At 47.5% G+C, this 24,918-nt stretch carries 21 protein-coding genes; 13 read left to right on the forward strand and 8 right to left on the reverse strand.

Annotated features, from left to right (window positions below):
* Positions 1-190: 190 nt before the first annotated feature.
* Together QUA47_RS02140 and QUA47_RS02145 are read left to right on the forward strand one after the other, a co-directional pair.
* A complete protein-coding gene (locus QUA47_RS02140) occupies positions 191-862 on the forward strand; it encodes a hypothetical protein (RefSeq protein ID WP_333429537.1) in 672 nt (223 codons plus the stop codon).
* A 5-nt stretch (positions 863-867) separates the two neighbouring features.
* A complete protein-coding gene (locus QUA47_RS02145; protein ID WP_333429538.1) occupies positions 868-2,946 on the forward strand; it encodes an abortive infection protein in 2,079 nt (692 codons plus the stop codon).
* Between the two features lie 175 nt (positions 2,947-3,121).
* Here QUA47_RS02145 and QUA47_RS02150 read toward each other — a convergent pair whose 3' ends face one another.
* The 4 genes from QUA47_RS02150 to QUA47_RS02165 form a co-directional block, all read right to left on the reverse strand.
* Entirely contained in the window at positions 3,122-4,321 is a 1,200-nt protein-coding gene (locus QUA47_RS02150) for a DUF4335 domain-containing protein (protein ID WP_333429539.1), read from the reverse strand.
* Positions 4,322-4,324: 3 nt separating this feature from the next.
* On the reverse strand, positions 4,325-4,951 hold the full coding sequence (locus tag QUA47_RS02155) for a DUF3038 domain-containing protein (protein WP_190658477.1): 627 nt from the start codon (positions 4,949-4,951) through the stop codon (positions 4,325-4,327).
* Between the two features lie 279 nt (positions 4,952-5,230).
* Positions 5,231-5,767: a hypothetical protein gene (locus QUA47_RS02160; RefSeq protein WP_333281034.1), complete on the reverse strand. Its 537-nt coding sequence runs from the start codon at positions 5,765-5,767 to the stop codon at positions 5,231-5,233.
* Between the two features lie 104 nt (positions 5,768-5,871).
* Complete coding sequence (locus tag QUA47_RS02165) at positions 5,872-8,076, reverse strand: cation:proton antiporter domain-containing protein (RefSeq protein WP_333429540.1); 2,205 nt, start codon at positions 8,074-8,076, stop codon at positions 5,872-5,874.
* A gap of 77 nt (positions 8,077-8,153) precedes the next feature.
* Here QUA47_RS02165 and QUA47_RS02170 point away from each other — a divergent pair, with 77 nt between their 5' ends.
* The 7 genes from QUA47_RS02170 (at position 8,154) to QUA47_RS02200 (ending at position 17,836) form a co-directional block, all read left to right on the forward strand.
* Positions 8,154-8,384: a hypothetical protein gene (locus QUA47_RS02170; RefSeq protein ID WP_333429541.1), complete on the forward strand. Its 231-nt coding sequence runs from the start codon at positions 8,154-8,156 to the stop codon at positions 8,382-8,384.
* A 128-nt stretch (positions 8,385-8,512) separates the two neighbouring features.
* Positions 8,513-9,343 carry a 30S ribosomal protein S2 gene (rpsB, locus tag QUA47_RS02175; protein ID WP_006635115.1) on the forward strand — a complete coding sequence of 277 codons (831 nt, stop codon included), beginning with the start codon at positions 8,513-8,515 and terminating at the stop codon, positions 9,341-9,343.
* A 322-nt stretch (positions 9,344-9,665) separates the two neighbouring features.
* Positions 9,666-10,325, forward strand: a complete 660-nt coding sequence (gene tsf, locus QUA47_RS02180; protein WP_190658473.1) for a translation elongation factor Ts — start codon at positions 9,666-9,668, stop codon at positions 10,323-10,325.
* Positions 10,326-10,528: 203 nt separating this feature from the next.
* Entirely contained in the window at positions 10,529-11,473 is a 945-nt protein-coding gene (locus tag QUA47_RS02185) for a hypothetical protein (RefSeq protein ID WP_333429542.1), read from the forward strand.
* A 261-nt stretch (positions 11,474-11,734) separates the two neighbouring features.
* Positions 11,735-14,248, forward strand: a complete 2,514-nt coding sequence (recG, locus tag QUA47_RS02190) for an ATP-dependent DNA helicase RecG (RefSeq protein ID WP_333429543.1) — start codon at positions 11,735-11,737, stop codon at positions 14,246-14,248.
* A 554-nt stretch (positions 14,249-14,802) separates the two neighbouring features.
* Entirely contained in the window at positions 14,803-16,890 is a 2,088-nt protein-coding gene (gene fusA / locus QUA47_RS02195; RefSeq protein ID WP_333429544.1) for an elongation factor G, read from the forward strand.
* 301 nt (positions 16,891-17,191) lie between these two features.
* Positions 17,192-17,836: a Uma2 family endonuclease gene (locus tag QUA47_RS02200; RefSeq protein ID WP_333429545.1), complete on the forward strand. Its 645-nt coding sequence runs from the start codon at positions 17,192-17,194 to the stop codon at positions 17,834-17,836.
* Between the two features lie 164 nt (positions 17,837-18,000).
* Here QUA47_RS02200 and QUA47_RS02205 read toward each other — a convergent pair whose 3' ends face one another.
* The gene (locus QUA47_RS02205) at positions 18,001-19,383 is read right to left on the reverse strand and encodes a UDP-N-acetylmuramoyl-tripeptide--D-alanyl-D-alanine ligase (protein ID WP_333429546.1); all 1,383 of its coding nucleotides are present in this window, start codon (positions 19,381-19,383) and stop codon (positions 18,001-18,003) included.
* A gap of 408 nt (positions 19,384-19,791) precedes the next feature.
* Here QUA47_RS02205 and QUA47_RS02210 point away from each other — a divergent pair, with 408 nt between their 5' ends.
* Positions 19,792-21,072, forward strand: coding sequence for a hypothetical protein (locus tag QUA47_RS02210; RefSeq protein ID WP_333429547.1), 1,281 nt, complete (start codon positions 19,792-19,794; stop codon positions 21,070-21,072).
* Between the two features lie 287 nt (positions 21,073-21,359).
* Positions 21,360-21,692 carry an RNA recognition motif domain-containing protein gene (locus tag QUA47_RS02215; RefSeq protein WP_006635107.1) on the forward strand — a complete coding sequence of 111 codons (333 nt, stop codon included), beginning with the start codon at positions 21,360-21,362 and terminating at the stop codon, positions 21,690-21,692.
* Positions 21,693-21,931: 239 nt separating this feature from the next.
* On the opposite strand, the gene clpS is transcribed toward QUA47_RS02215, so the two are convergent.
* Positions 21,932-22,213 carry an ATP-dependent Clp protease adapter ClpS gene (clpS, locus tag QUA47_RS02220; RefSeq protein WP_190658451.1) on the reverse strand — a complete coding sequence of 94 codons (282 nt, stop codon included), beginning with the start codon at positions 22,211-22,213 and terminating at the stop codon, positions 21,932-21,934.
* Positions 22,214-22,501: 288 nt separating this feature from the next.
* Between clpS and QUA47_RS02225 the strand changes: the two genes are divergently transcribed.
* Positions 22,502-23,098, forward strand: a complete 597-nt coding sequence (locus QUA47_RS02225) for a DUF3172 domain-containing protein (protein ID WP_333429548.1) — start codon at positions 22,502-22,504, stop codon at positions 23,096-23,098.
* Between the two features lie 102 nt (positions 23,099-23,200).
* On the opposite strand, the gene QUA47_RS02230 is transcribed toward QUA47_RS02225, so the two are convergent.
* Together QUA47_RS02230 and QUA47_RS02235 are read right to left on the reverse strand one after the other, a co-directional pair.
* Entirely contained in the window at positions 23,201-23,323 is a 123-nt protein-coding gene (locus QUA47_RS02230; RefSeq protein WP_333429549.1) for a hypothetical protein, read from the reverse strand.
* Positions 23,313-24,641 (reverse strand): AMIN domain-containing protein, encoded by a 1,329-nt coding sequence (locus QUA47_RS02235; RefSeq protein WP_333429550.1) that lies wholly within the window; start codon positions 24,639-24,641, stop codon positions 23,313-23,315. The genes QUA47_RS02230 and QUA47_RS02235 overlap by 11 nt, the downstream gene beginning before the upstream one ends.
* A 90-nt stretch (positions 24,642-24,731) precedes the next feature.
* On the opposite strand from QUA47_RS02235, the gene QUA47_RS02240 reads away from it, so the two are divergent.
* Complete coding sequence (locus tag QUA47_RS02240; RefSeq protein WP_333429551.1) at positions 24,732-24,881, forward strand: hypothetical protein; 150 nt, start codon at positions 24,732-24,734, stop codon at positions 24,879-24,881.
* Positions 24,882-24,918 lie beyond the last annotated feature (37 nt).

Genomic DNA, 24,918 nt, shown 5'->3' on the forward strand with positions numbered 1-24,918 from the left:
CTATCCGATTGGAAATTTGAGATTTGAGATTTGAGATGTGCCCTCCCATCTAAGATCTAAAAAAGAAACCCGGTTTCTATAAATCAGGGGTTTAGTGGCGAAGCATCGAGGCAGAAAGCAGGTTTCTAGTCCGTTGCGTGCCACCCTGAATCTGTTGGATAATTCAGTAAAACTTTTGGAAAAAAAACCGATGACTGACCCTTTAAATAGCCCTTATCCCGTTCCTTGGGAATGGATTACTGCCACTCATGCTAAAGTGAGTTCCACTGCCGGCACAGGCCTCCGCTATTATCGCAGTCCATCCCTAGTTTCAACTAACGGCCAATACGCAGCTTACAGTCGAATTGAGTTGCAAGTGCAGCCGGAATTCTCCCGGTGTCGGGTTAGCAGTGTCATGTTTGTGGAAAATCTCAAAACTGGCGAACTGCAAACAGTGGCGGCTGCTTCGCCACTGGCAGAAAGTGGGATGTATGCTAGCGATGATACAGATATGTCCGGGACGATCGCCATTTTAGTGCCTGTTTCTTGGAATCAAGACGGTTCCCGCATTCTCGCCCGCGAATTTGAAGCACTTTTCAACTCTTCCGATATGTCCGACTACGGTGTCATTTGGGACAAAAATGATAATTACACTTATACCGTTGCTCCCGCTCGCAGTCTTTACACTCATGCTGTATTGTTGGGTTGGAGTCAAGTTTGTCCCGGAAAAGTTCTGTTCCGCGCCGGCAATTTGGGCGAGCGATCTTGGCCTCTTTGTGCCGTTGATATGACAGGGCAAACGGTAGCAGTCACCGAGGACAAACCCCTAGTTTTCGGCAGTCAAGCCAGCACAGACTGGATCGAACCTAAAACTCGTTTTTAGATATTATGGCGGTATTCTCTTTGATCGGGCCAACAATTTTTTTAGTGTCAGGTCAGTCTTTAAACCAATTCATTTTGACCCTGGGGCTGATTATTTTAGCTGTTGTTTTTGGTTTAACAGCATTTATTTTTATTCGCCTTTTTCTCAATTGGTTGCAGGGAAAATTGGAAAACACTCGCCTTTTTTTTAGACGTTCGTTTAAAAAAAATACTGGCTCTTTAACCGCTAATATTCCACAACCTGAAAAGGTTTTTTTAGAACCCCGATTCGTAGAAAGTGACGGCAATTTAACGGCTACTATTTTTGGAGGCAAAAGCGATATTTCAGAAGCGCTTGAGCCCGAGATAATCTGTGAAAATCCAGCAGCAGTTGCCTACCTCTACAAGCCGATCGCTCTTTGGCACGGGCGCTTAATTTTGCCGTCAAAGGAAGAACGCCAGCCCTACGGTTCAGTGTATTTTGAAGTGATAAATGCACCTAAAAAATATCAATATTTCATTGGCAAAACAGCCTTTTTGAAATGGAGTACAAATCGCCAAGTACAGTTTTTTGTCCACGCAGTAACCCAAGATCTCAAATTCACAAAACAGGCTAAAAATAGTAAAAAATCTGGCAATATCCATCCAGATAGATTGAACGGCTGGCGAAATGTCAGCCCTTTAGAAACTCTAGCAGGCAGCAGACTCGAAGACAGCGTGACTGTGATGCTACGCAGGCCGGTGATTGCAATTAATTATAGCAGCAGCGATCGCCAGGAACTCACGATCGATCGCGAACCAGTACAAATTATCGGACGTTTCTGCGCCTTAGTCTCAATTTTACAGCGAAAAGAAGCCGACAGCGACAAATTTATTGTCCGGCATTTCAACAAAACATCTCAACAATTTGACGGCGCCGCTGAAATAATTCGGATTCCCCAAGTACAGCCCGACAAAAATGGCGTAGCGAGGTCTACCAATCACCTAATCGAACAATCCCCCTTAAATCCAGACGGCTGGTACATTTACGGCGAAAGAGACGAAGACAGTATATTTGTAGTGCAGGCAATCGAACCCCGCAAAATTGCCCAATTAACACCAGATGAAACACATTTCGGCCTCAAAAAATCTCTCGCTTATTTAAACTACAAAAATTGGGAAAATACACCAGCCCAAAAAGGGCAAGCAAAAAGAGTATTGTTAACCCCAAATGAGGCTACAGAAAACGATTCAATCTCTCCTTGGCAAGAAGGAGATATCGGGATAGTGATTCACAGTTTCGGCGGTATCGGCGGCAAAAAAGGCGAACGGCCACCGCTGGGGATTGTCACCGGACATTTTGCTTTGGGAGTAGCAAAAGTAGTGCGCGATCGCTTTACCAGCGAACTGCGTTTTGACATAGAATACAAACAAGTTTACGCCCATAATCCCGACGGAATTGTTGCCGGTTCCAGCAAATGGCAAAGCTACATGGGAGACTTGCAGCGCGGCTGGTTGGGCGATCGCCCGGTTTGCGATATCATCTGTAAATTAGATTGCGTGTGTTGCGACTACGATTTTGACGGCATCACCTTGTCGCCTTTAACCGAATTAAACCAGCAACTAGATATCATGATGGCCCGTTACCGCAGCGGAGACGGCACCGGCGCAAGTTTAGTCACCCCAGCAACTTCTTGCGTCCAAGATTCAAGTCAGGCCATTTACGCGACAATTAAAAAAATTACTTCCGAAATAGAGTCAAATCCTCAGATTCAAGACTGGTTGAAAACACATCCCACCGACGCACAAACCCAAAGGTTTCACCAGTTAGTAGCTTTAGGAGAGAGTTTAGAAAAAGTATTAATGCCCCTCGGCATTGTCCGTCCAGATTGGCGCAAAAATGCAAGATTGGCGGGGATTGATGCGGAACTGAAAAAAACTTTTTTTGTCGGTATAGTGAACCTAATAAAAGCTGTTATTAGTTACCGAACAATGCTGCCCAGGCGTACCCAAGATGAAATAGCCAAAATTTTCTTAAAACAGGGAGCATTTTTGTGGATAATTCGCACAAATCAAGTTGGAGGATTTGACCCAGACATTGAGCCAATCGCACCAACAGGGCTTTGAATCAGCAATCGGTTTGTAGATGATTCGGCGATTGAAATCGCTACTAGAAAAACAAAGTCTGCCTCCGCAGACTAAGAGATTGAGGGAGCATTTAAGCGGGATTTGGTATCCGTCAACAGTCAACAGTCAACCGTTAACAGTCAACAGTTAACCGTTAACAGTCAACAATCAACCATTACCAAGGAGTGACTTGAACATTGCCGTCTGGTGCCAAAACTACGCGGAAATCAGCCAGCGGTTCCGCCGGTGGCCTGGTGCCAACCGGTTTGTAAAGCAACTCCGACAACGGCGTTTCGGATCGATCGACTGCTGCCGAATTCTCGGGCTTGTAACCGACAATCGCCCCGTCTTGGGCCACACTCACCCGATAAACCAACTCCGCATCCGGAGGCTGATTCTTCACAGCTCCGTCAATTTGCTGGGAAAGTTTGCCCCTCAACAGCTCAATTTCCCCTGAATCGGTAATTGGCACGGCTGCTGCCTCAGGGCTTGCCAAACCTTCAGCAACAGGACTGGGCGTGCTTTCCGGCGAAGTGTTCGACTGCGGTGTGGCGCTAGGTGAATCGTCCGACTGCGGTGTGGGGCTTGGTGAAGCGTCCGACTGCGGCGCGGGGCTCGGAGTCGGCGAAATCGATTCAGCGTTCGGAGTTTGAGTCCCAGGCAGCAAACCGCCCGCAGGGGGCGTGGGATTGGGATTAGGCGAACCCGATCCGCCCGGATTCGGCGTCCCTTGATTCTGGCCCGCTGGATTGGGCTGCGGCACCGGATCTCTCTGGCGCTGGACTTCCGGCACCGGCACCAAGAAAAACGCCATCGCAGCCAAAGCCAAACTCGACACCCCCACCACAGCAGGCAAAGTCCGTTTCGCCAAAGGTTCGGCCGACTTGACGTAACGCTTGGAAATTGGGGTTAATTGCAGCGATAATTCCGGCAGCGTCTGCGTGTCGGCAAAAAACTGATCGATCGCCTCTACCAAGTCAAATAGCTGTACCGTCGTCAAATCTACTTTGGCCGACAGTTCTGTTTTTTGATCGATTGGGGTTGGGCTGCCTGTGGAGGCGGGTAGAACGGTCAATCGGTGCAAATTCCCGTCAATTCTGTGTAACTGCACCATACCCACATTCGGGCCGTAGCGATCGGGATAATGCACTCCGCTCATAAATTCTTGAGCGTAGCTGCTGACGGCCCTCACCAAGCTTTCAAAAAACTCCCGCCCCCCCGTCAGGGGCTCGCCGAGACCTTTCACATAGCATTCAGCGCTCATTAGTATGGAAAGCACCGGCCGTATATCTAACTGGCTGGCTGCCGATCCATCGCTCAACCCTTCTAGAACTAGGGTGCAATTTGGCAGACTGTACTGACGCCTAATAGTCATTTTTTATTCAACTTCTCCATCAAACAGGCTAACCCAGAAGCGCTGCATTCCGGCTGTGCCTGTACAAAATAGCAGTTTGCTCAACAAGTTCAAAGCTAGTTCGTTGAGCTTGTCGTCGGAATCGTAAGCTGCAACTACCGATCGCTTGGGGTTCATGCGCGATCGAAAGTGAGCTCGAAAGCGTTCTAAATACTCGGCCAGCGGCAGGTTCTGGTTGAGGGGGATATTTCTCGATCGCAACTGCTGCGAGTCTAGCAGCAACTGCCGAATTGTGGCGGTTAACTTACGCGCCATATTACAGGCGATCGCCACCAGCGCTTTTGCCTCCACCATGGTAAGCGAGCGGCGCTGCGTGTAGCGTCTCAGCGGGTTAGTATTACGCATCAGCCAAAGGGCAACCCGATTTTTGATAATTGATTCCAATTCCAGTTCCTTTGACACGGCCAGCATTTCTTCGGCACCTCCGAGATACAAGGCTTCGATCGCCAGCAACATCAAGTCAATTTGTAATCTGGCTCGGCGGGGACATCCCCCATCGGAAGGCGACAAGTCTGGCAAACTGTCTAAAATTAACGGGTTTGACTGGGTAAGCGAAGTTTCTGACGGCATTAATATCACGGCAACATCCATTCCAAACAAACTATACGGGCACGGGGGGTCTTGAGCAAGACAAATTCTCAACCAAGAACTTCTCTGGGATACTTTATTTTTATCATTGACTTTTAGGCATATTTTCTAATTTAGCAGCAACCGACCGTCACAGGCGAGCTCCAGCGGGAGTTTGATCTGCCACTCCCCACCCACGTCGCCGGAGCTTTGTGATTCCTTGCTTCGTTAGGGGAGAAGGGGAGAGTCGAAAAGCGACAAAGAATTACCCATTTCCCATTTCTTATTCTCTATTGGGATCAATCAATGTTCCTGCTTCTGGGGTTGCACCGCCGCTTCTCTTTGAGCCGTAAAATCTGTAGCCGCCGCCTTATCAGTTAGACTAATTTTTCCTTTTAGGCTTTCTTGCTCCACAATTCCGCGCATTTTAACAGAACTGTTTTGACCGGTTGCTGTGGAGTCGCTGCAACCAGCTAAATTAGCAACCGCACCCGACAAGTTCAATCCTTGAGTTTCCCACTTACCAAATAGAGAAGGTTTCTCCTGCGCTATTTTTTCCCTGCCCTCCCTGCTGCCCGATCGCACATTACCGCTCAAATAAACACCCGATTGCTCGATTGTCAATACCAAAACATCAGATTCCAGACATTCGGGCAAACTTTTAGGATCGAAGCGATAATTTCCTGCAATTGCCGGAGGAGCCTTTAAATTTGCTTCCCCATAAGCAGTTACTACTTTAAACAGCAGTGAAACTGAGCCGATCGCAACCCCGTAAAATGCCAGCGATTTGAGGCTTAAATGATTCATCATCTTGGTAATTAATAATTGGGAATTGGGCATTGGGAATTGGGCATTGGGCATTGGGAATTGGGCATTGGTACTAACTAACAAATAACCAATAACCAATAACTAATAACAACTGCCAACAGTTAACAGTCAACTGACTACATTTGAGGAAGTACCGACGCCAAGTGCGATCGCACTTTAACGTAACACCGCGCAATCAGCAGCGAAGAATGACACTGCACCGCCAATTCATCAGTATACTGTCCCAAAGTTTGGCGCTCAATTCCCCACTCCCGACTCGTACCCGCAATAGTCAAATCAGCATTAGCAGAAGCCGCAACCACTGCTTGAATTGGCTCAGCAGCCTCCACAATCGGAGTTTCAATGCGCGATCGCACCTCAACTGGTAACTGATCCATCACCCGCTGAAACTCGTAACTCAGCTCATTTCCAGATTCCCCGTCAACCGCCACCCGCAGCACCGTCAAACGGCGTTCCTCGCTATTAACTAACAGTCTCAGCGCCAATTCTAACCCCAAATCATCGTGAATGTTTGCCGCGTAAGGTACTAACAAGTTATTCAATTTGTCCCGGCCTCTGTCAACAAAAATTGCTACATCCACCTTTGCGTTGCTGAGAATTTGACCGACACGTCCTCCCAAACGGTTGCTGGTAAAAGTAGGCCTGTGCCATCCTACTAAAATCAAATCTGCGCGATCTATTTCCGCAATTTGCGCCGTTTCCCGGGCTACATCATTAGTAACGCGAATGATGGGATGTACGAATTTTCTCGCCTCGGGCAGTTCCAAGCTATCAATCAACTCTGATAATTTCGAGCGACGCTCTTGAATAATGCGATCGGCTTCCACAGGCGTACTTTCAAAGGCATAGTCATCATTTAATTCTATCAAACTCAGAGGATGAACTGCCGCCGACTTTAAATCATCACCGCCCATACCAGCAGCAGGCTGCGCCAGCGCTACCGCTAGTCGCAGTAAACCTTTCTGCGTGCTGGGATTGGCAACAGGTACTAAAATTCGATAAGTGGGCAGCAATTTGTTAGCAGTTTCTTCGCTGCTGTCACCAATTTGTAAATCTTCTAATTCTGAATCCTCAGAGTTAACTTCTGAAATATCTAATCTAATTAATCGTTTGGGATAAGTCCACTCCAACAGCGGCGAAGTCATAAAAGTTGTCACTAAAGCCATGATAACTAACATCGTAAATAGCAGCGGCGAAACTACCCCCAGGGAAAGACCGATATTCAGGACAATTAGTTCAGTCAAACCGCGAGTATTCATCAGCCATCCCAGCGCTGAAGATTCGCGGTTGCTGATGCCACAAACTCTTGCCGCAAAGTAAGTGCCGACATATTTCCCAACAATAGCCACTCCTAAAACTGCGGCACACAGCAGCCACAATTCTGGACTGTTGAGCAAGCCGATTTGAGTCCGCAAGCCGCTGTAAGCAAAAAAGATTGGCAGCAGAAATATTAGTACAAAGTCTTCGGTTTTTTCGGCTAATTCTCTGGTTAATCCCGCATTTTTAGGCATGGCAGCACCCAGCAAAAATGCACCGAAAATTAAATGAATGCCGATCCATTCAGTAATTAAGGCAGAAGCTACAACTCCCATGTAAATTCCCGAAAGCACTAACTGTGTTAATCTGCCAGTGCGGTTGTACTGTTTGGAAAGTCGCTGCAAGAACCAGCGGACTACTGTCAGCATGAAACCGATGTAAATTAAAGATGCAATAATTGTCGGCAAAGCACCGAGCATCGAATTAGTACGAGTAACTGCGATCGCCACCGCTAACAAACACCAAGCCGTTACGTCATCTACCGCAGCGCAAGTCAAGGCCAGCGTCCCCAATTTGGTATTCTGCAAATTGTGTTCTGTAATAATTCTTGCCAGCACCGGAAAAGCCGTAATAGACATCGCAGCGCCCAAAAACAAAGCAAAGGCGGTAAAGGAAACGCTATTATTGGAAACGATGGGATACAGCAGCAGTGCTAGCAAGCTTCCGAGGGAAAACGGCACTAGAATGCTGACGTGGGAAGTTAAAATCGCTATATCTAAATTGCTTTTGAGATACTTGGGATTCAGTTCCAAACCAATCAAAAACATGAAAAATATTAGCCCCACCTCAGATAGCACGTTGAGGAAGGGAACGGCTTCGGCTGGAAAAAGTGCTGTTGCTAAATCTGGTGCAACTAAGCCAAACAGAGAAGGCCCAAGCATAATTCCTGCTACAATTTCTCCAATGACTTGAGGTTGTTTGATCGCTCGAAATCCTAAACCTACAAGTCTCGAAAGTCCGATGACAATTAGAACTTCAAGCAGGACGAGAATGGGTATGGGCATGGCGTTTTTAGCTTTGGGATTTTTGCGGATCGAAAGGGCAGGCTACTAAAGCTCACTGAATTGCCGAATCGAAAAAAATGGATACCAGCTCGATCGAAGGTAGAAGGCACAAGAGGCGCACCAACAACGCCATTCTCTCACAAGCCAACAAAGGCTTTGGCAACCTCCCATCTGGATTTTTCGTTTTTAAGAAGCGCTTGCAACTAACTTTAACCGCAGCCTGCACACCCCGCACCCAACCCGCGCCCTCAATCTCACCTCCGGGTGTCAAGCCAACCCTACGGATATCAAATTTTCAGAAAAAGTAGCGCGCGCTGTGATAAACTAGAAAAGTTGTTTAAATTCGCACATCCGGGTTTTCGGGTGTTTCGAGGGCGCAAACCTTCAGAAATACGACCGGGTGGAGGATTAACCCGAATCAGGAGTTAAAAATACAATGCCAGTAGTCAGTTTGGCTCAAATGTTAGAGTCAGGGGTTCACTTCGGACACCAAACCCGTCGGTGGAACCCGAAAATGTCTCCATACATTTTTACAGAGCGCAACGGGGTTCACATCATCGACCTCGTGCAAACCGCTCAGCTTATGGAAGACGCCTACGAGTACATGAGAGTTGCCTCAGAAAAAGGCAAAAAGTTTTTGTTCGTGGGTACGAAGCGCCAAGCTGCAGGGATTGTAGCCCAAGAAGCTCAACGCTGCGGTGCTTATTACGTCAACCAGCGCTGGCTGGGGGGAATGCTCACCAACTGGACGACGATTAAGTCCCGCGTGGAGCGCCTCAAGGATTTGGAGCGTCGCGAGGAAATCGGCGCCCTCGATTTGCTGCCGAAAAAAGAAGCTTCGGTACTGCGCCGAGAAATGGCAAAACTCCAGAAATATCTGGGCGGGATTAAATCTATGCGGAAGATTCCCGACGGAGTGGTGCTGGTAGACCAACGCCGCGAGTATAATGCGGTGTTGGAATGCCAAAAGTTGGGAATTCCGATCGTCTCTCTGTTGGATACCAACTGCGACCCGGATTTGGTTGACATTGCGATTCCGGCGAATGACGATGCTATTCGATCGATCAAGCTGATTGTCGGCAAGTTGGCTGATGCCATCTACGAAGGTCGTCACGGTCAGCAGGGCGGTGACTCTGAGGAAGACTACGACTACGAAGGCGGCTACGAAGGCGCGGAATATGATGTCGAAATCGAAGAATTGGATGACCCCGATTATGTAGATCCCGACGACGCCGCTGACGCTGACGGCGAAGAAACCGAGAGCTAGTATTGCCCTCGGAATCTGACACCAGGCAATTAAAAATTAAAGATTGAAAATTAAAAATAATTATTATTTTTAGTTGGATATTTTTAATTTTTAATTGTACATAGCACGAGTCTAAGTCATTAGTAGAGTTCTGGCAAAAGCATTCATTGTGTCAGGGCCCGAATTAATTCTGGCGCTACACCTACAAAGTCGGTACTAAAATCGACTGGGTATTTCTTCACTCTGGTCTAATCATTAACATTAAAATTAGTGACTAATGACTGATGACTAATGACTGATGACTAATGACTAATAACTAATTTTGATTGGGAACTTAAAGAAGATGGCGGACATATCTGCAAAACTTGTTAAAGAACTGCGCGAAAAAACTGGCGCGGGCATGATGGACTGCAAAAAAGCCCTCGTTGAAAACGAAGGCAATATGGAAACATCCATTGAGTGGCTGCGGAAAAAAGGTCTGGCTTCGGCAGGTAAAAAAGGTGGACGAGTCGCCTCAGAAGGACTTGTAGGCAGCTACATTCACACCGGCGGCCGCGTGGGAGTGCTGGTGGAAGTTAACTGCGAAACAGATTTTGTGGCACGTCGCGAAGAATTCCAAAAGTTGGTGCGGGATATTGCGATGCAAATTGCAGCTTGCCCGAATGTGGAATACGTGAAAGTTGAAGATATCCCCGCTGAAGTTGTCGAAAGAGAAAAGGCAATTGAAATGGGCAAAGATGACTTGGGCAACAAGCCGGAAAACATCAAAGAAAAGATTGTTCAAGGGCGGATTGAGAAGCGCATGAAAGAGTTATCTTTAATGGATCAGCCTTTTATTAAAGATCAGAATATCTCGGTGGAAGAGTTGGTGAAACAAACGATCGCCCAAATTGGAGAAAATGTCCAAGTGCGCCGCTTCGTGCGTTTTGTCTTGGGCGAAGGCATTGAAAAGGTAGAAGCTAACTTTGCCGATGAAGTGGCAGCCCAAATGGGTGCTCAATAATCCCAAATTAAGATTAAAAATTAAAAATTAAAAATGTGAAAAATCAATTTTTTGCATTTTTAATTTTTAATTTTTACAGGACTTATGGACAGACTATATTTGTAGGAGGTAGACTGCAAACCTTGCTACTACAGACAGATAGCGTAAAAATTGTAATACTTTAAAACTTGCGTAAGTCCTATTTTTAATTTTATACGAGAGATATGGTGCGACCAAAAGAGCGAATAGAGCAAGATTTGGCAGGACTCGAAGAGGCTTTAGCAGCCTTGACTTTGGAGTTTCGCAGTACCTACGAAGGTTATTTAACTGCGTTGGGACAAGCGGTGCGGCAGCAGTTAATTTTGGCTTGCTATCACCTTTGCACTCAAGCAGTACCGGAGTCGTTTCTCAAGTTGTCCTTCGAGGGGAGGCAAAAAATGCAGCAGTCTGTAAGGGCTTTGGCTGCGGCGTCGGAGGAAAAATTGCGATCGCTGGTGACTGAATCAGAAGCCGAGAAAGAGGAAGAGGAAGAGGAAGAGGAAGAGGAAGAGGAAGAGCAAGACGACTTCGACAAAGACGAAGAGGAAGAAGAGGAAGACGAAGAAGACGAAGAAGACGAAAAGGAAGAAGACCAAAAGGAAAAAAACCAAGTTTCCGCGATTAACTATCTATTTTCATTGGCAAATTATCAATTGCCAAGTGCCAATTCCCCAGAAAGTTTGGCACGCTGGCAAAATATTATTGAAAAGTCGATCGTCCATATACTCAAGCTGCTTTCTCGCGACACCAACCGCTTGCTGCAACAGTCGGGAATCTTGCCGAGTCAATTGCCAGAACCGGTTCTAGAAGCTGCTTCTGGTGCTGAATCCTCCGGCGATAGTGTTGCCGGGCCGCCTAACTTATTAAACTTAATCATTGAAACTGATGCCTCATCAGCATCGCAAAAATTGGCAGAAACCTTGGGTAGTAGGGCGCTGCACATTACAGCGATTAAACTGCGACTGTCGGAAATAGAGTTTGCCGATGCGGGAACCTCGGCTTGGCGCCAGCAAATTCGTAACCTGTCTGTAAAGTTGAACTCCCTGGGCCGCGATTACCAGAAAAAGCAGCGGGAACTCGCTGTGGTGGAGGCTGAGTCGGCTTGGCGATCGAGTTGGTTTGAAGATTGATCGGATGTTGAAGGAAGAAGGAAGAAGGAAGAAGGAAGAAGGAAGAGGGAAGAAGGAAGAAGGAAGAGGGAAGAAGGAAAAACGTAAAACTTTTAGGCTATTGGGAAACCCGCTTTCTTAAAGAAACCGGGTTTCTCGGTGTTATACTTTTTTGGTGGAAGCTTCTTAAAAGAAAAAGTTAAAATTTAAAAAGTTAAAATTTAAAAAGTTAAAATCTAAAATCTAAAATCTAAAATCTAAAATCTAAAATCTAAAATTGATATGACTATCGATCGACCCGAATGGCAGCGATTGCAAAAAGCTCTTTCAGTAGAAGCCGATCGCGGATTTAACGACATCCAAGGCAGTCAATACCGCTTCAGCGAGTTTCTGGGCATGAGTTTGAGACAGTTGGCAGGTTCGGTGGCGGCTTCTTCGCGCGATCGAGCCAGACACCTAGCCGCTGAATTTGACACCTACCCTCAGAAAGATCTCGAACAGCGCCAACATTCGATCGCCATTACGGTCAGTTTTTTGAGGCAAATGGAGCAAGTTTGGGAACAAGAAACTCGCCACCAGCAAGAACAAGTAGAACAAGTCAGACCCGCAAACGCTAACGCTTCTGAACCAACCGCCCCAGCAGTTTCCGTTCCCCGAACAGTACCCCTGAGTACAGCACCCCCACCGCCAAGCCTGACTCTCGACCAACAGTTAACCCGCGTCCCCGGCATCGGCCCCGCCAACGGCAACCGCTTGGCAAAACTGGGTTTATACACTGTATATGACTTGCTTTACTATTATCCCCGCAACCACATCGACTATGCAAAGCAAGTACAAATTCGCGAGTTAGTAGCTGGGGAAACTGTCACTTTGATCGCCGAAGTAAAGCGCTGCAATTGCTTTTCTAGTCCGAAAAATAAGAAGTTAACCATATTAGAAGTAATTTTAAAAGACCGCACCGGAGAAATAAAAATTAGTCGTTTTTTTGCAGGCCCTCGGTACAGCAATCGCGGTTGGCAAGAATTTAAAAAGCGCGAGTATTGTACTGGTGCAGTGCTTGCAGCTTCCGGGTTGGTGAAGCAGGGTAAATATGGAATTACTTTAGAAAATCCTGAGTTAGAAGTATTAGACGACTCCGGCGGTGCGATCGAATCGATGAAAGTCGGTCGCCTGATACCAGTTTATCCGCTGACGGAGGGGGTTGATGCTGGTTCGGTGAGGCGATCGATTTTGGCTGCAATGCCGGCGGCAAAAATGTTGCCAGAATCCCTACCGGAAGATTTGCGCGAGCGTTACGGTTTAATGGGTTTAGCCGATGCTGTGACTAATATTCACTTTCCCCTCGATCGAGATTGTTTGGCCGCCGCCCGCCGCCGCTTAGTCTTTGACGAATTTTTCTACCTGCAATTAGGACTTTTAAAGCGCCGCCAAACCCAAAGGAAAGCTCAAGCTAGTGCAGTCATCCTTCCGACTGGCAAATTGATCGAACATTTTTATGAAATCTTGCCTTTTGCCTTGACTAATGCTCAGGAAAGAGTAATTAACGACATCCTCAACGATTTAGCTTCGTCGCAACCGATGAACAGATTAGTGCAAGGCGATGTCGGTGCTGGCAAAACCGTAGTCGCCGTCGTGGCAATGCTAGCAGCAATTCAATCCGGCTATCAAGCCGCTTTAATGGCACCGACAGAAGTTTTAGCAGAACAGCACTATCGCAAATTGGTAGGTTGGTTTAACTTGATGCACTTGTCAGTCGAACTGTTAACTGGTTCCACAAAAATAGCCAAGCGCCGGGAAATTCACAACCAATTAGAAACCGGAGAATTGCCTGTTTTAGTGGGAACTCACGCGCTGATTCAAGATACAGTTAATTTCCATAAATTGGGCTTGGCGGTAATTGATGAACAGCACAGATTCGGTGTACAGCAGCGCGCTAAATTGCAGCAAAAAGGCGAGGCTCCCCACGTTTTGACGATGACGGCAACTCCCATTCCCCGGACGCTGGCGCTGACGCTGCACGGGGATTTAGATGTGAGTCAAATTGATGAACTTCCCCCCGGCAGGCAGGCGATTCAAACCACTGTACTGTCTGCCAAAGAACGCATCCAAGCTTACGATTTGATTCGGCGGGAAGTGGCGAGCGGGCGTCAAGTTTATGTGGTGCTGCCGCTGGTGGAGGAGTCGGAAAAGTTGGACGTGCGATCGGCAATTGAGGAAAAAGAGAAACTTGAAAAAATTGTATTTCCTGAGTTTAAGGTTGGTTTGCTGCACGGTAGAATGAGCAGTGCCGACAAAGATGAAGCAATTTCTAAGTTTCGGGACAAAGAAACTGATATTTTAGTATCTACTACTGTGGTCGAGGTGGGAGTAGACGTGCCGAATGCCACGGTAATGCTAATTGAAAATTCTGAGCGTTTTGGACTTTCGCAACTGCACCAGTTGCGGGGTCGAGTCGGTCGGGGCAGCAACCGTTCTTATTGTTTGTTAATGCCCGGTTCCAAAACGGCGGAAGCTATGCAAAGAATGAAGGTTTTAGAACAATCTCAAGATGGCTTTTTTATTGCGGAAATGGACATGAGATTGCGCGGGCCTGGTCAGGTTTTGGGAACTCGGCAGTCGGGTTTGCCGGATTTTGCTTTGGCGAGTTTGGTGGAGGATCAGGAGGTTTTGGAGTTGGCGAGGGCGGCGGCTCAAATGGTAATTGAGAATGATGAAAGTTTGAATCAGTGGCCGGTGGTGCGGGATGAATTGGAGCGGAGATATCAGCGGATGATGAGCGGGTCGATTTTGACTTAGATAGTTTTGGACGCAGCAACGGGGTTTTTAATAATATTTTGTAGTGGCGGGTTAAGCAAAGATATATCAAAGCCGCCAGTTTATTGCTGCACTCACCCGTCCTCCTCCCCATAGGGCGGTTTATTTGCAGCTACTTATTTAATGTCACTAATGTCAGAAACCGGTTTTGTTCCCCTAAACTCACGTAAAACCCTAGGTTTTTTGTCAGGAAACGCGGTTTATACTTTTTTGCTGAGACTGCTGCCAAATATCAGATCGATCGAAACGTCAAAAACACGAGTTTGTTAGAAACGAGTGCCTCAACCCAAACTACTTTAGGAGAGGATTTTGGCCTTAATCTACGCTATTTTTATGAGGAGCCAGGCTTGGGGTAGTTATTCCACCAAGAATCCTTCGCAGGATTGACGAAGAAGTGTCAAAATTAAGATAGTTCTGCCAGAAACAGGGGAAAGGAAATCTAGCCTGTACTGGCGCCTAAGGCAACATTGATTCCTCGCTGGTTACGCTTGCAGGTGGTCGCCGACGGTTCGTCGCATTTAATCTCAACAGTAATTATGAAAGATCTCACTCGTTATCGAAATATCGGCATCTTCGCCCACGTAGATGCTGGCAAGACCACCACAACAGAAAGAATCCTGAAGCTGACAGGTAAAATCCACAAAATTGGTGAAGTTCACGAAGGCGCGGCGACTACTGACTTCATGGAACAGGAGCAAGAGCGCGGTATTACGATTCAGTCCGCTGCTACCACCTGCTTCTGGAACGAGCATCAACTCAACATCATTGATACTCCGGGACACGTCGATTTTACGATCGAGGTTTACCGTTCTTTGAAGGTTCTCGATGGTGGCATTGGTGTGTTCTGCGGTTCGGGTGGAGTTGAACCGCAATCTGAAACCAACTGGCGCTACGCTAACGATTCCAAAGTCGCTCGCGTCATCTACATCAATAAGCTCGATCGCACCGGTGCAGATTTTTACCGCGTGGTCCAGCAAGTTGATAAAATCCTCGGAGCTAAACCGATGGTGATGGTATTGCCCATCGGCATAGAAGAAAAGTTTTGCGGCGTAGTCGATTTGCTGACCCGCAAAGCCTGGATCTGGGATGACTCCGGCGATCCGATGAACTATACAATTAAAGATGTCCCCGCCGATATGGTCGATGATGTCGAAACTTGGCGCGAAAAGTTGATCGAACTGGCCGTCGAGCAAGACGACACTGTGATGGAACAGTATCTCGAAGGCAACGAGCCGAGCCTCGAAGACCTCAAGCGCTGCATTCGCAAAGGTACTCGCGATCGGGCATTTTTCCCCACCTACTGCGGCTCATCGTTTAAAAACAAAGGCGTGCAGTTGGTTCTCGATGCCGTAGTTGACTACCTGCCAAACCCGATGGAAGTCACACCGCAGCCAGAAGTCGATCTCGAGGGCGAGGAAACCGGCGAGTTTGCGATAGTCGATCCCAACAGGCCATTGCGGGCACTCGCGTTTAAGATCATGGACGATCGCTACGGTGCTCTAACATTCACGCGCCTGTACTCCGGTACTCTGTCCAAGGGCGACACCATACTCAATACCGCCACGGGCAAAACCGAGCGCGTCAGCCGTTTGGTTGAGATGCACGCCAACTCTCGCGAAGAAATTGAATCCGCGCAAGCAGGGGACATTGTGGCGATCGTCGGTATGAAAAACGTCCGCACCGGACACACCATCTGCGACCCCAAAAATCCCGCCACGCTAGAGCCGATGGTATTCCCAGATCCCGTTATTTCGATTTCGGTCAAACCGAAACAAAAAGGCGGCGAAGAAAAAATGGGAGCAGCCCTCACCAAGATGGTGCAAGAAGATCCATCCTTCCACATGGTGACGGATCAAGAAAGCGGCGAAACGATTCTCAAGGGGATGGGCGAGTTACACCTCGACATCAAAGTAGACATTCTCAAGCGCACCCACGGAATCGAAGTAGAAGTCGGCGAACCGCAGGTAGCCTACCGCGAGTCGATTACCAAGCGCCTGGAAGACGAATACACCCACAAAAAGCAATCAGGTGGTTCCGGTCAATTTGCCAAAATCGGCTATGTGATCGAGCCTGGTGAGGTGGGAAGTGGCTTCCAGTTTGAGTCAAAAGTGACTGGTGGTAGCGTGCCGAGAGAATATTGGCCAGCCGTCGAAAAAGGCTTTGAAAGCTGCATCGACAAAGGCGTCTTGGCCGGATTCCCTTGCTTGGACTTGAAATTCACGCTACTAGAAGGCGGTTTCCACCCCGTTGACTCGTCAGCAATGGCCTTTGAAATTGCTGCCAAAGCGGCTTATCGGCAGTCTTTGCCGAAAGCGGGGCCTCAGTTGCTCGAACCGATTATGAATGTCGATGTATTCACACCAGATGATTACATGGGCGACGTGATCGGCGACCTCAACCGCCGCCGGGGGATGATGAAATCTCAAGAGACAAGCCAGACAGGAGCGCGGATCAAGGCAGATGTGCCGTTGAGCGAAATGTTTGGTTACATTAGCGATTTGCGTACTATGACCTCTGGGCGCGGACAGTTCTCAATGTCCTTCTCGCACTATGCTCCTTGTCCGAATAACATCGCTGAAGAAGTGATTAAGGCGGCAAAAGAGCGTCAAGCCGCCGCGAAGTAATGTATTGACTGCGATGAATCGATTCGTCGCAGTCAATCACCAACGTTAAAAACTAGGTAAATCTAGTTTTTAACGTTGGTCAATAGAAGTATCCCAATTTTATTTTCGCAGGAGTGTTGGCTGTGAGAACTCGCTAGGGATATACAACCTAGCCAACGTCCCGCTCGCACTCCTCACAAATGCTTTTTACTATCCAAAAGAGATGCTCCCTTCAAAAGTCTCTCTAAAAGGGCGATCGCGCATCAATCAATATAATGTTTGCTAATATACAATCAATAATTTAAAACCCAGGCAGGTAGCCATGACAGCCACCCTGATCCCGAGTCAAAGTAGCGGAATTCTCCTGAAAAACATTAGCTGGAAAACTTACGAATCCCTGCTGAATGAGTTAGCCGAACAGGGAGGTATTCGCTTGACTTACGATCGCGGAAACTTAGAAATTATGACTCCATCAGCACCCCACGAAAAGTACAAAAAAATCTTGGGACGTTTTGTAGAAAGCGTGAGTGATGAATTGAATGTTGAAATTTGCAGTTTGGGTTCTCTAACTTGCAGGCGGGAGGATTTGGCTCGCGGTTTGGAACCGGATCAGTGCTACTATATCGAAAATGAGAATGTGGTTTGGGACAAAGAACAAATCGATCTCAATCAAGATCCGCCACCGGACTTAGTTGTGGAAATTGACGTGACTAGCAGTTCGATCGATCGACTTTCTTTATATGCAAGTTTAGGCGTACCGGAAGTTTGGCGCTACGACGGAAATCGTTTAATAATTTATCAGTTGGAAGCACAGGAATATAGAGAAAGAGATGTGTCTCCGACTTTTCCTTTTTTGTCGCAAGTTGAGATGCTGCGCTTTTTGGAATTGAGGAGGACTACAAAAGAAAATGCTTTAATTCGCTTGTTCCGGGAGTGGGTGAGGAGTCAAATTCAGGCAGGGGAGTGAAGTAGGGCGATTCCCTTCGGGATAGCTCCGCTTCAGGCACTTTGGAGATGATATCATATCGTGTAAAACATGAGTTTGTAGCGAGGAGTTCACTCCGAGCGAGTTTTAGGAAGACTTTAGTCCTCACTACGAACTTAATTATAATTATTGACCCGGACAGGATATTATTCCCCAGCCAAATCAGCGCTAAACTTCTCCACAACTCGATTTAACTCCACGGAATGAGAAGCCTTAAATAAAATACGATCGCCCGGTGTGACAAAGTCCATTAAATGCCTTGCTAAATCTTCGCGGGAATTCTCCCTCGCAATATCTTCTACCTCCACAAAAGGCAAACCCGCCGCACCCGCCGCCATCGCCGCCGCTTCCTCAAAATCAGCAAAAACAAACAAAGCATCCAGATGTAAATCTCGCGCGGCCCTTCCCACTTGTCGGTGAAATTCGATCGCCCTATCGCCCAATTCCTTCATCGTTCCCAACACCGCAATCCGGCGCTTTCCGGGAGTATCTGCTAACAGTCTCAGGGCTGCCAACATCGACTCCAAACCAGCATTGTAAGTCTCATCCAGAATCACAATGTCCTGCGGCAAATCGTAGCGGCGCGCCCGTCCATCCGGTAACTGCACAGACAAACCTTGCTTTAAAACTTCCCAATCAATACCTAACACTTTTCCTACCGCCAAAGCCGCCAAATAATTTACAGCATTGTGCCGTCCCGGCAGTGGCAGGGGCAATTCCACACCTTCTACAAACATTGTATTATGATTCAGCAATTCCCCGCACAAATCCCCGCCTTCTAAACCGTAACTTAAAGTTTTTCCCTGCCAAACTTTTGACGCAGTTGCCATTAAGCTGTCACAATCGTGATTGAGTATAGCAATGCTATCAGCAGGCATTTCGGCTAAAAGTTCGCACTTAGCTTGGGCGATCGCCTCTTCCGATCCCAAGCGTCCGATATGTGCCGTTCCTACATTAGTAATTACCGCAACAGTAGGACTCGCAATTTGCGACAGCAGCGCAATTTCGCCACTCCCGCGCATTCCCATTTCAATTACAGCATAATTGTGAGAAGGTGAAAGCTCCAGCAGAGTTTTTGGTACGCCAATTTCATTGTTATAGTTATATTGAGTTTTAAGAACATTTCCCTTCGTTGACAAAACCGCCGCAATTAACTCTTTAACAGTAGTTTTACCTACAGAACCAGTAACAGCAACTACAGGTATACTGAATTGGTCGCGCCACCAACGGGCGATCGACTGATAAGCTTTTAAAGTATCGTCAACGTGCAACAGCGGAAAATTAGGCACTTCCTCTTGCCACTCTTGATCGACAATCGCTGCAATTGCCCCCAAATCCCGGGCTTTTGCCACAAATTGATGGCCGTCAAAATTGTCTCCCCGCAGCGCCAAAAATATTTCGCCCCCCTTAAGAGTGCGCGTATCCGTGGCAATACCTGTCCCTAAAGCTGTCAAAATGCCCTCAGACACAGCAGGCAAAGGTACAGTTAAAATTTCAGCAAGTTGGGCGATACTTACGCGACAAACCATAACTAGCACTCACATTTCAAATAATTATTTTCATAGCTAATCCTACCTCGCCCGACCTCACATTTAACTGATTGGGGGCTGCCGACCAGGATTGACCTTGACAATCCTAATATTAAATCGTCAGGCAACCAAGAAATTCTCCCGTACCCCTCACAATCTTTACCAATACTTTACAAAGTCTATGGTGATTTAAGGCCTTGCTAATTACCAACAATTCATGTCATGCTGGTGTTGGTAATTAGTTTAACTAAGCAAAAAATATCGATCTGCTTTAGCTGCTGGCAGATTCTACCCATAAGCCTCATCCGGCGAGCAGCTCGGTTGACTCAATTATTGGGATTCATTGGCCAATTCATTAAGCTAAGAGCGCTGAAAGCTCCTGCCCTAGCCTCGGAGGGTTAATCCACAGTGAACGACTACAATAGACAGAGTTACGAAGAAGAACAGCTACTTTACAACCACTGGCTGGAGTTGGTACAACGAGAGCAGCCGGCAGAACTGATCGGCCGCTTTCGCACTTTGTTTATCGAGGGCGTCGGATATCCCGATCGCTCGATCGCCGACGCACTCGAAAAAATAGCACGCTCACCACACGCTCAACAAGAATTCAAATACATCCTCAACCGCTGCTGCCACATCCTGATCAACCGCTGGCAAACTTACCCCAGCAAGCAAGCCGCCATCCCTGAATTGATAGCTGTGTTTGAAGAAGCGCCCAAAATATTATTTGGATACAATCGATCGGGGGGGCGAGGCTCCATCCCCAAATTAGTAAATCAATTTATCGAAAGCGAACAGTACCTCACCCTCAAACGCTTAGCCAAAGTCATAACTCACAGCAATGAAGATAGCAGCAACAGCAAAACCCCTGCTAGCCTTGCCCTCGGAACCTTAATTCCCCGTTACCCTTACCTCTACAAACACTGCCTCCTCAGCGACGACAGCACCTACGAACAACAAAAAATCATTAAAAAAATCCAAGCTCAAAAGCAGCAGCAATTTGAGATCAACCTCTCACAATATGTTGCTCACCAAGTGAGAAAAGCTCAAATAGCGCGTCGGGAAACCTCCATTTCCTTCGGCCGAAATATACAGCCTATAAAAAATCCGACCCTGTTGACCGACCCGGAACTATTCTTTGCCCTCAAGCAATTTGTCGGCAAAGTAGAAGGAGCCGATACCTACAGAGAGCTAGCGGGCCGTTTCACGGCGAACGCCAGCACACATCAGTCCTACCGTTCCTTTAAAGACGACTTGTACGAATACCTGATTTCTTCTGTCACCGATGAGCGCTACGGCAAACGTCTCTTTAACGAAAAATTGTATAAGCAACTACAAAATACCCTGCCCCACAGCGACGATCAAAAGTTTAATGAATTTTTAATGATCAGAACTTGCAGCCAGTTATTGAACTTTTTAGTAGTAGAGAGTCCTGTGCGGCCCAACCACTTTGTCTTCATCGACCTGATCTCAAACCTCGGGCCGACCCAAACCACTGGTTTGCTGCTGAAAATCGTACTAATTTGCGGCAAAGTCAAGCCCTACCTAGAAAAGCGGCTGGCAATTTTGTTCGGTCACTACGAATGCAGTACCCGAGAAGGCGTGGTGTGGTTAGTCAAAGCCCTGGAAAACGTAAACCTAGCTTTGAGTACCAACTTTGGCAAGGTGGATGTATCTTTCCTGCGGTGACAGCGGGCGGCATAACTTTCTCTGCTTCCACTGCAGGCAAAACATCACACCGATAAACCAGGTTTATGAATAGCCTAAAAGTTTTACGTTTAATTAGAACGACTTAATTAACTGCTGAAACCTACTCAAAAGACGCTATTCTATGTTAAAGTACCAAGTGTGAATCAGATTCAGTTGCAGGCTTTGTTCATTGCTACAGAATTGTCTAAAAACTTGCCCTTCTGTATCGGCAGGGGACTCTCCGAAACTGAAATCTTCGCACTGTCTAAATTTTGGAGTTATTCCTCATGTCGATATACGTCGGTAACTTATCCTACCAAGTTACCCAAGAAGACATCACCACCGTCTTCGCCGAATACGGAACCGTTAAGCGAGTACATCTACCTACCGACAGAGAAACCAGTCGCCCCCGCGGCTTCGGTTTTGTAGAAATGTCCACAGATGCAGAAGAAGATGCAGCCATTAGTGCTCTCGACGGAGCAGAGTGGATGGGTCGCGACCTCAAAGTTAACAAAGCTAAGCCCCGCGAAGATGAAGGCGGCCGGGGTGGCGGCAACCGGGGCGGCGGCGGTCCTGGAAAATTTGCTCGCGGAGGAGGAGGCGGAGGAGGACGTTATTAATTTCCTCTTTAGTTTCTTCGGATAAAGATTTGAGATTGGAGAGTTGAAAGTGGCGATCGAGCTCACCTAGCTCGGAACCACTTCCGGCCGTTCCGAAAAACCTATGCTCTTCAAATTTCCATATCTACCGGATTAAATATACCAAAAAGCCAAGGGCCGAACCCTTGGCTTTTTGGTATGAGGGTTGACGGTATGAGCCGGAAACCAACTGGGCGAATCCGTTGCAGTACCGTCAGGTTCTAATCGTCAGGTTCGATGGTGCTGCTCAATCCGTGGTTATTGAGCGTTTCAGCGTAAAACTCAGCGTGTTCGAGAGCGCAAACAATCACCAATCCCATCCCGTTAGTATGGGCTTCCATCATCACATTTACCGCCTGTGGCTGAGTCAGACTCGGTACCGTCGCCATCAAAGTCTGCACCACGTACTCCATAGGATTGAAATCATCATTGTGCAGCAGAACGCGGTAGCGCGGTGCAAGCTTGCGGACTGTGGAAGGCTTTTGAATAATTTCGACAGACACTAATCTATACCTCCTGACTTGTAAAATGTTAAAATTTGTCAACAATCTTGAGCCGGATTCCTCCGCTGTGCAAGAGTATGTCACTTTCAGCTATTTTATTGAAATCTGAAAATTCAGACAAGGCAGCCCCTGGGTCGATCGCGAGTTGTGAACGGCACCACCAAACCCAGAGGGGGCGTCCTGGGCCCTCCGCAACCACCTTCCTAGCGCCATAATATTAGAAAGGCGATATCGGTTAAAAATAACAAACTACTACCTGTTGAGTCTCCAGAACTGAGGGAACCTTATATGAAACGCAAACCTAAATCCTACAACGACGACAGATTCAGCGGCGACCCATCCCGGGGAGATGAAGACTCCGGCTCATTTGGCGGACAGTCGCGGCGTCAACCTCAGTCCGGTAAACCCTCTTTCCTCAATTCTGCCACCCTAGGGATTTTAACAGCCGTCTTTATTCTGGGAATTGGGATTGGCATTGCCTTTAGCTCTACAGCTACAATTAGTCCTGAGAACGTAGCCTCCCGTGAATTTATCGATCGCAGCGCCCCGAACCCAGAACTTTGCGTGCAGTTTGGAGCAAGCGCGATGGTGACAGATCTGCGCCTCTACGTCACCCTCAACCCCTTCAACGTTTACATCTCGCAGCCGAGTATGCGCCCCGGATGCGTCCTGCGAACCAATAACTGGGCAATTCTGGAACAAAGAAAACTCATCAGCCAAGACCAAGTGCGGGATTGCAAAAATCGCATGAACACCTTTGGGTTCACCGGCCCGCTGGAAGCTCAACCCGAAATTAACTGTATCTACCAAAACGACGGCGCTAAAAACCTGTTCCTCAACCAACCCGGTTCGATAGCTCCAACCACGGAAGGTCAAAATTTCTAAATCGCCGATATAGCGGTTTTCAGTTGAGTCAATTTCAGATATGGGGTAGGGACTTAGGCTTGGCTTAAGTCCCTACTTTACTTCAGAGAATGGAAAACTGCTCTAAGTAAATATAGAACGAAGAGGTTCGAGCGAAGAAGAAAGTCTTGCTTCTTCCTTCTTCCTTCTTCCTTCTTCCTTCTTGCTTCTTCCCTCTTCCTTTTTCCTTCTTCCTTCAAAAACCAAACTGGGGGAAATCTTCCGTTAACTGAACTTGCAAAATTTGGCCGGGTTGAATCGTAGCAGGTTGAGGAGCCGCCACGTAAGTTGTAGCAACACCACCGGCTGCTCCCGCCAACAAACCGATACCGGAAAAGCCGCTCAGCAAGAACAAAGCTAAGCCACCAATACCAGTATTTCGCAACAAACTGCGATCGGAAGGCTGAGCTCGTCGGCCTCCCACGGGTTCCGAGCGAGCCAAGAGAGGAATATTGCGACCGTTGAGACTAATAGCTTCGACCACAAATCGACTACCGAGGTTGGTTGTTTCAAACCGACCGATGACTGGCGTATTAGCAGGTACGATCGTATTACCGCGACTGTCGAGAATTCCCCCTTGCAGCAGCAGCACTTCCTGTGGGCTGGGCTTCGCTTGCAGTCGCAAAGCCCGATCGCCGGGGTATAGCAAACTTAGCTCCGTGCCCGCCGGCAACAAGACATTCGCCCCAGTCGCAGCCTGCAAAGGAGCATTCGAGCGGTCGCGAGGAAGTGGTTCACCAAAAGTAAGCGTCCGCTGTTGGGGTGCAGCAGCAGCCGTTCTTTGAGGGTCTAGACGGGGTACTGCAGCCGCTTGTACCCCACGGCGTTCGTCAAGGCGAACATTGACTAAAGGCACTCTTAGCGGCCGGATTTGGTCATTTGGAGTTGATTGCGGCGAAAAACTTATAGCGGGATTCGGGGAAGTAGGAGATTCAGGTCGATCGACCTCTGTGGCAGCAGTTGAGTTGGAATCTGTCGGCCACTGGTTTTGCGGTACTTGTATTGCAGGCTGGGGTTGAGTTTCGGGAGTTTCCATACTCGCAGTCGGTTCGATCGAAGGGCGTAACACCCAGCGATTTTCTACCCCAATTCTTTGGAATTGAACTTTCCCCCCGCTAAAACCGACTCCGGGAGCCAAATTGACCAGAATTCTCGCCCTTCCCGGTTGAACTTGACTAACCCCCACAGAACGCACTGTGCCTTCTGGGTATAGCTGAGTTGCATCTACTCCGATGTCCGTATTGGGCAAATCCACAGCAATCTGACTGGGATTTAGTAGAGAATACTGGGGCGTCATTCCCTCTGGAAGAGTAATTTCTAGCTGATTTGTCGCCGGATCGAATTTCCAACTTGTGAGTGTAGAAGCATTTGCTGGTTCCAGTGTTGCCGGCACCGTCGCAACTGCGGCGACGACTGCTAGACTCAGACTCAGTGACTCGATCGCAAACAATCCCGCTGGTAGAGAATTAACAGTCAATTTTTGTAAGTCTTCCCCAAATCTGGTGAGTAATTTTTTATATGGCATGGTGGCTGGGTGAAGTTTTTGATCGGAAATAGATTATGGATGGGAAAATTTTGCCTTCGGATGACGCTGAAAGTTTAGCATTATGGCGATATGAAAAATTTAACTAAATGGAAATTATTGCGATCGCGCTTCGTTCTTAACAACCAGTGGTGTCAGGTTAGACAAGATGAAATAGAATTGCCAAGCGGACAAATTATAGACCAATACGGTTCAGTTAAGGCTCAAATAGTGGTAAATTAGGTATGGTGTCCAAAAATGGAGAGCAAGTAAGGTGCAT

This window comes from Microcoleus sp. MON2_D5, from assembly GCF_036701905.1.
Lineage (GTDB): Bacteria > Cyanobacteriota > Cyanobacteriia > Cyanobacteriales > Microcoleaceae > Microcoleus.

Bases quoted from the DNA above. Each gene is read 5' to 3' on its own strand.
- QUA47_RS02225 (WP_333429548.1), top strand. From the start codon at position 22,502: ATGAAACGCAAACCTAAATCCTACAACGACGACAGATTCAGCGGCGAC.
- tsf (WP_190658473.1), top strand. From the start codon at position 9,666: ATGGCGGACATATCTGCAAAACTTGTTAAAGAACTGCGCGAAAAAACT.
- QUA47_RS02155 (WP_190658477.1), bottom strand. From the start codon at position 4,951: ATGGATGTTGCCGTGATATTAATGCCGTCAGAAACTTCGCTTACCCAG.
- QUA47_RS02140 (WP_333429537.1), top strand. From the start codon at position 191: ATGACTGACCCTTTAAATAGCCCTTATCCCGTTCCTTGGGAATGGATT.
- recG (WP_333429543.1), top strand. From the start codon at position 11,735: ATGACTATCGATCGACCCGAATGGCAGCGATTGCAAAAAGCTCTTTCA.
- fusA (WP_333429544.1), top strand. From the start codon at position 14,803: ATGAAAGATCTCACTCGTTATCGAAATATCGGCATCTTCGCCCACGTA.
- QUA47_RS02150 (WP_333429539.1), bottom strand. From the start codon at position 4,321: ATGACTATTAGGCGTCAGTACAGTCTGCCAAATTGCACCCTAGTTCTA.
- QUA47_RS02200 (WP_333429545.1), top strand. From the start codon at position 17,192: ATGACAGCCACCCTGATCCCGAGTCAAAGTAGCGGAATTCTCCTGAAA.
- QUA47_RS02185 (WP_333429542.1), top strand. From the start codon at position 10,529: ATGGTGCGACCAAAAGAGCGAATAGAGCAAGATTTGGCAGGACTCGAA.
- QUA47_RS02165 (WP_333429540.1), bottom strand. From the start codon at position 8,076: ATGCCCATACCCATTCTCGTCCTGCTTGAAGTTCTAATTGTCATCGGA.
- QUA47_RS02215 (WP_006635107.1), top strand. From the start codon at position 21,360: ATGTCGATATACGTCGGTAACTTATCCTACCAAGTTACCCAAGAAGAC.
- QUA47_RS02145 (WP_333429538.1), top strand. From the start codon at position 868: ATGGCGGTATTCTCTTTGATCGGGCCAACAATTTTTTTAGTGTCAGGT.
- QUA47_RS02235 (WP_333429550.1), bottom strand. From the start codon at position 24,641: ATGCCATATAAAAAATTACTCACCAGATTTGGGGAAGACTTACAAAAA.
- rpsB (WP_006635115.1), top strand. From the start codon at position 8,513: ATGCCAGTAGTCAGTTTGGCTCAAATGTTAGAGTCAGGGGTTCACTTC.
- QUA47_RS02170 (WP_333429541.1), top strand. From the start codon at position 8,154: ATGGATACCAGCTCGATCGAAGGTAGAAGGCACAAGAGGCGCACCAAC.
- QUA47_RS02205 (WP_333429546.1), bottom strand. From the start codon at position 19,383: ATGGTTTGTCGCGTAAGTATCGCCCAACTTGCTGAAATTTTAACTGTA.
- QUA47_RS02240 (WP_333429551.1), top strand. From the start codon at position 24,732: ATGAAAAATTTAACTAAATGGAAATTATTGCGATCGCGCTTCGTTCTT.
- QUA47_RS02160 (WP_333281034.1), bottom strand. From the start codon at position 5,767: ATGCCCAATTCCCAATTATTAATTACCAAGATGATGAATCATTTAAGC.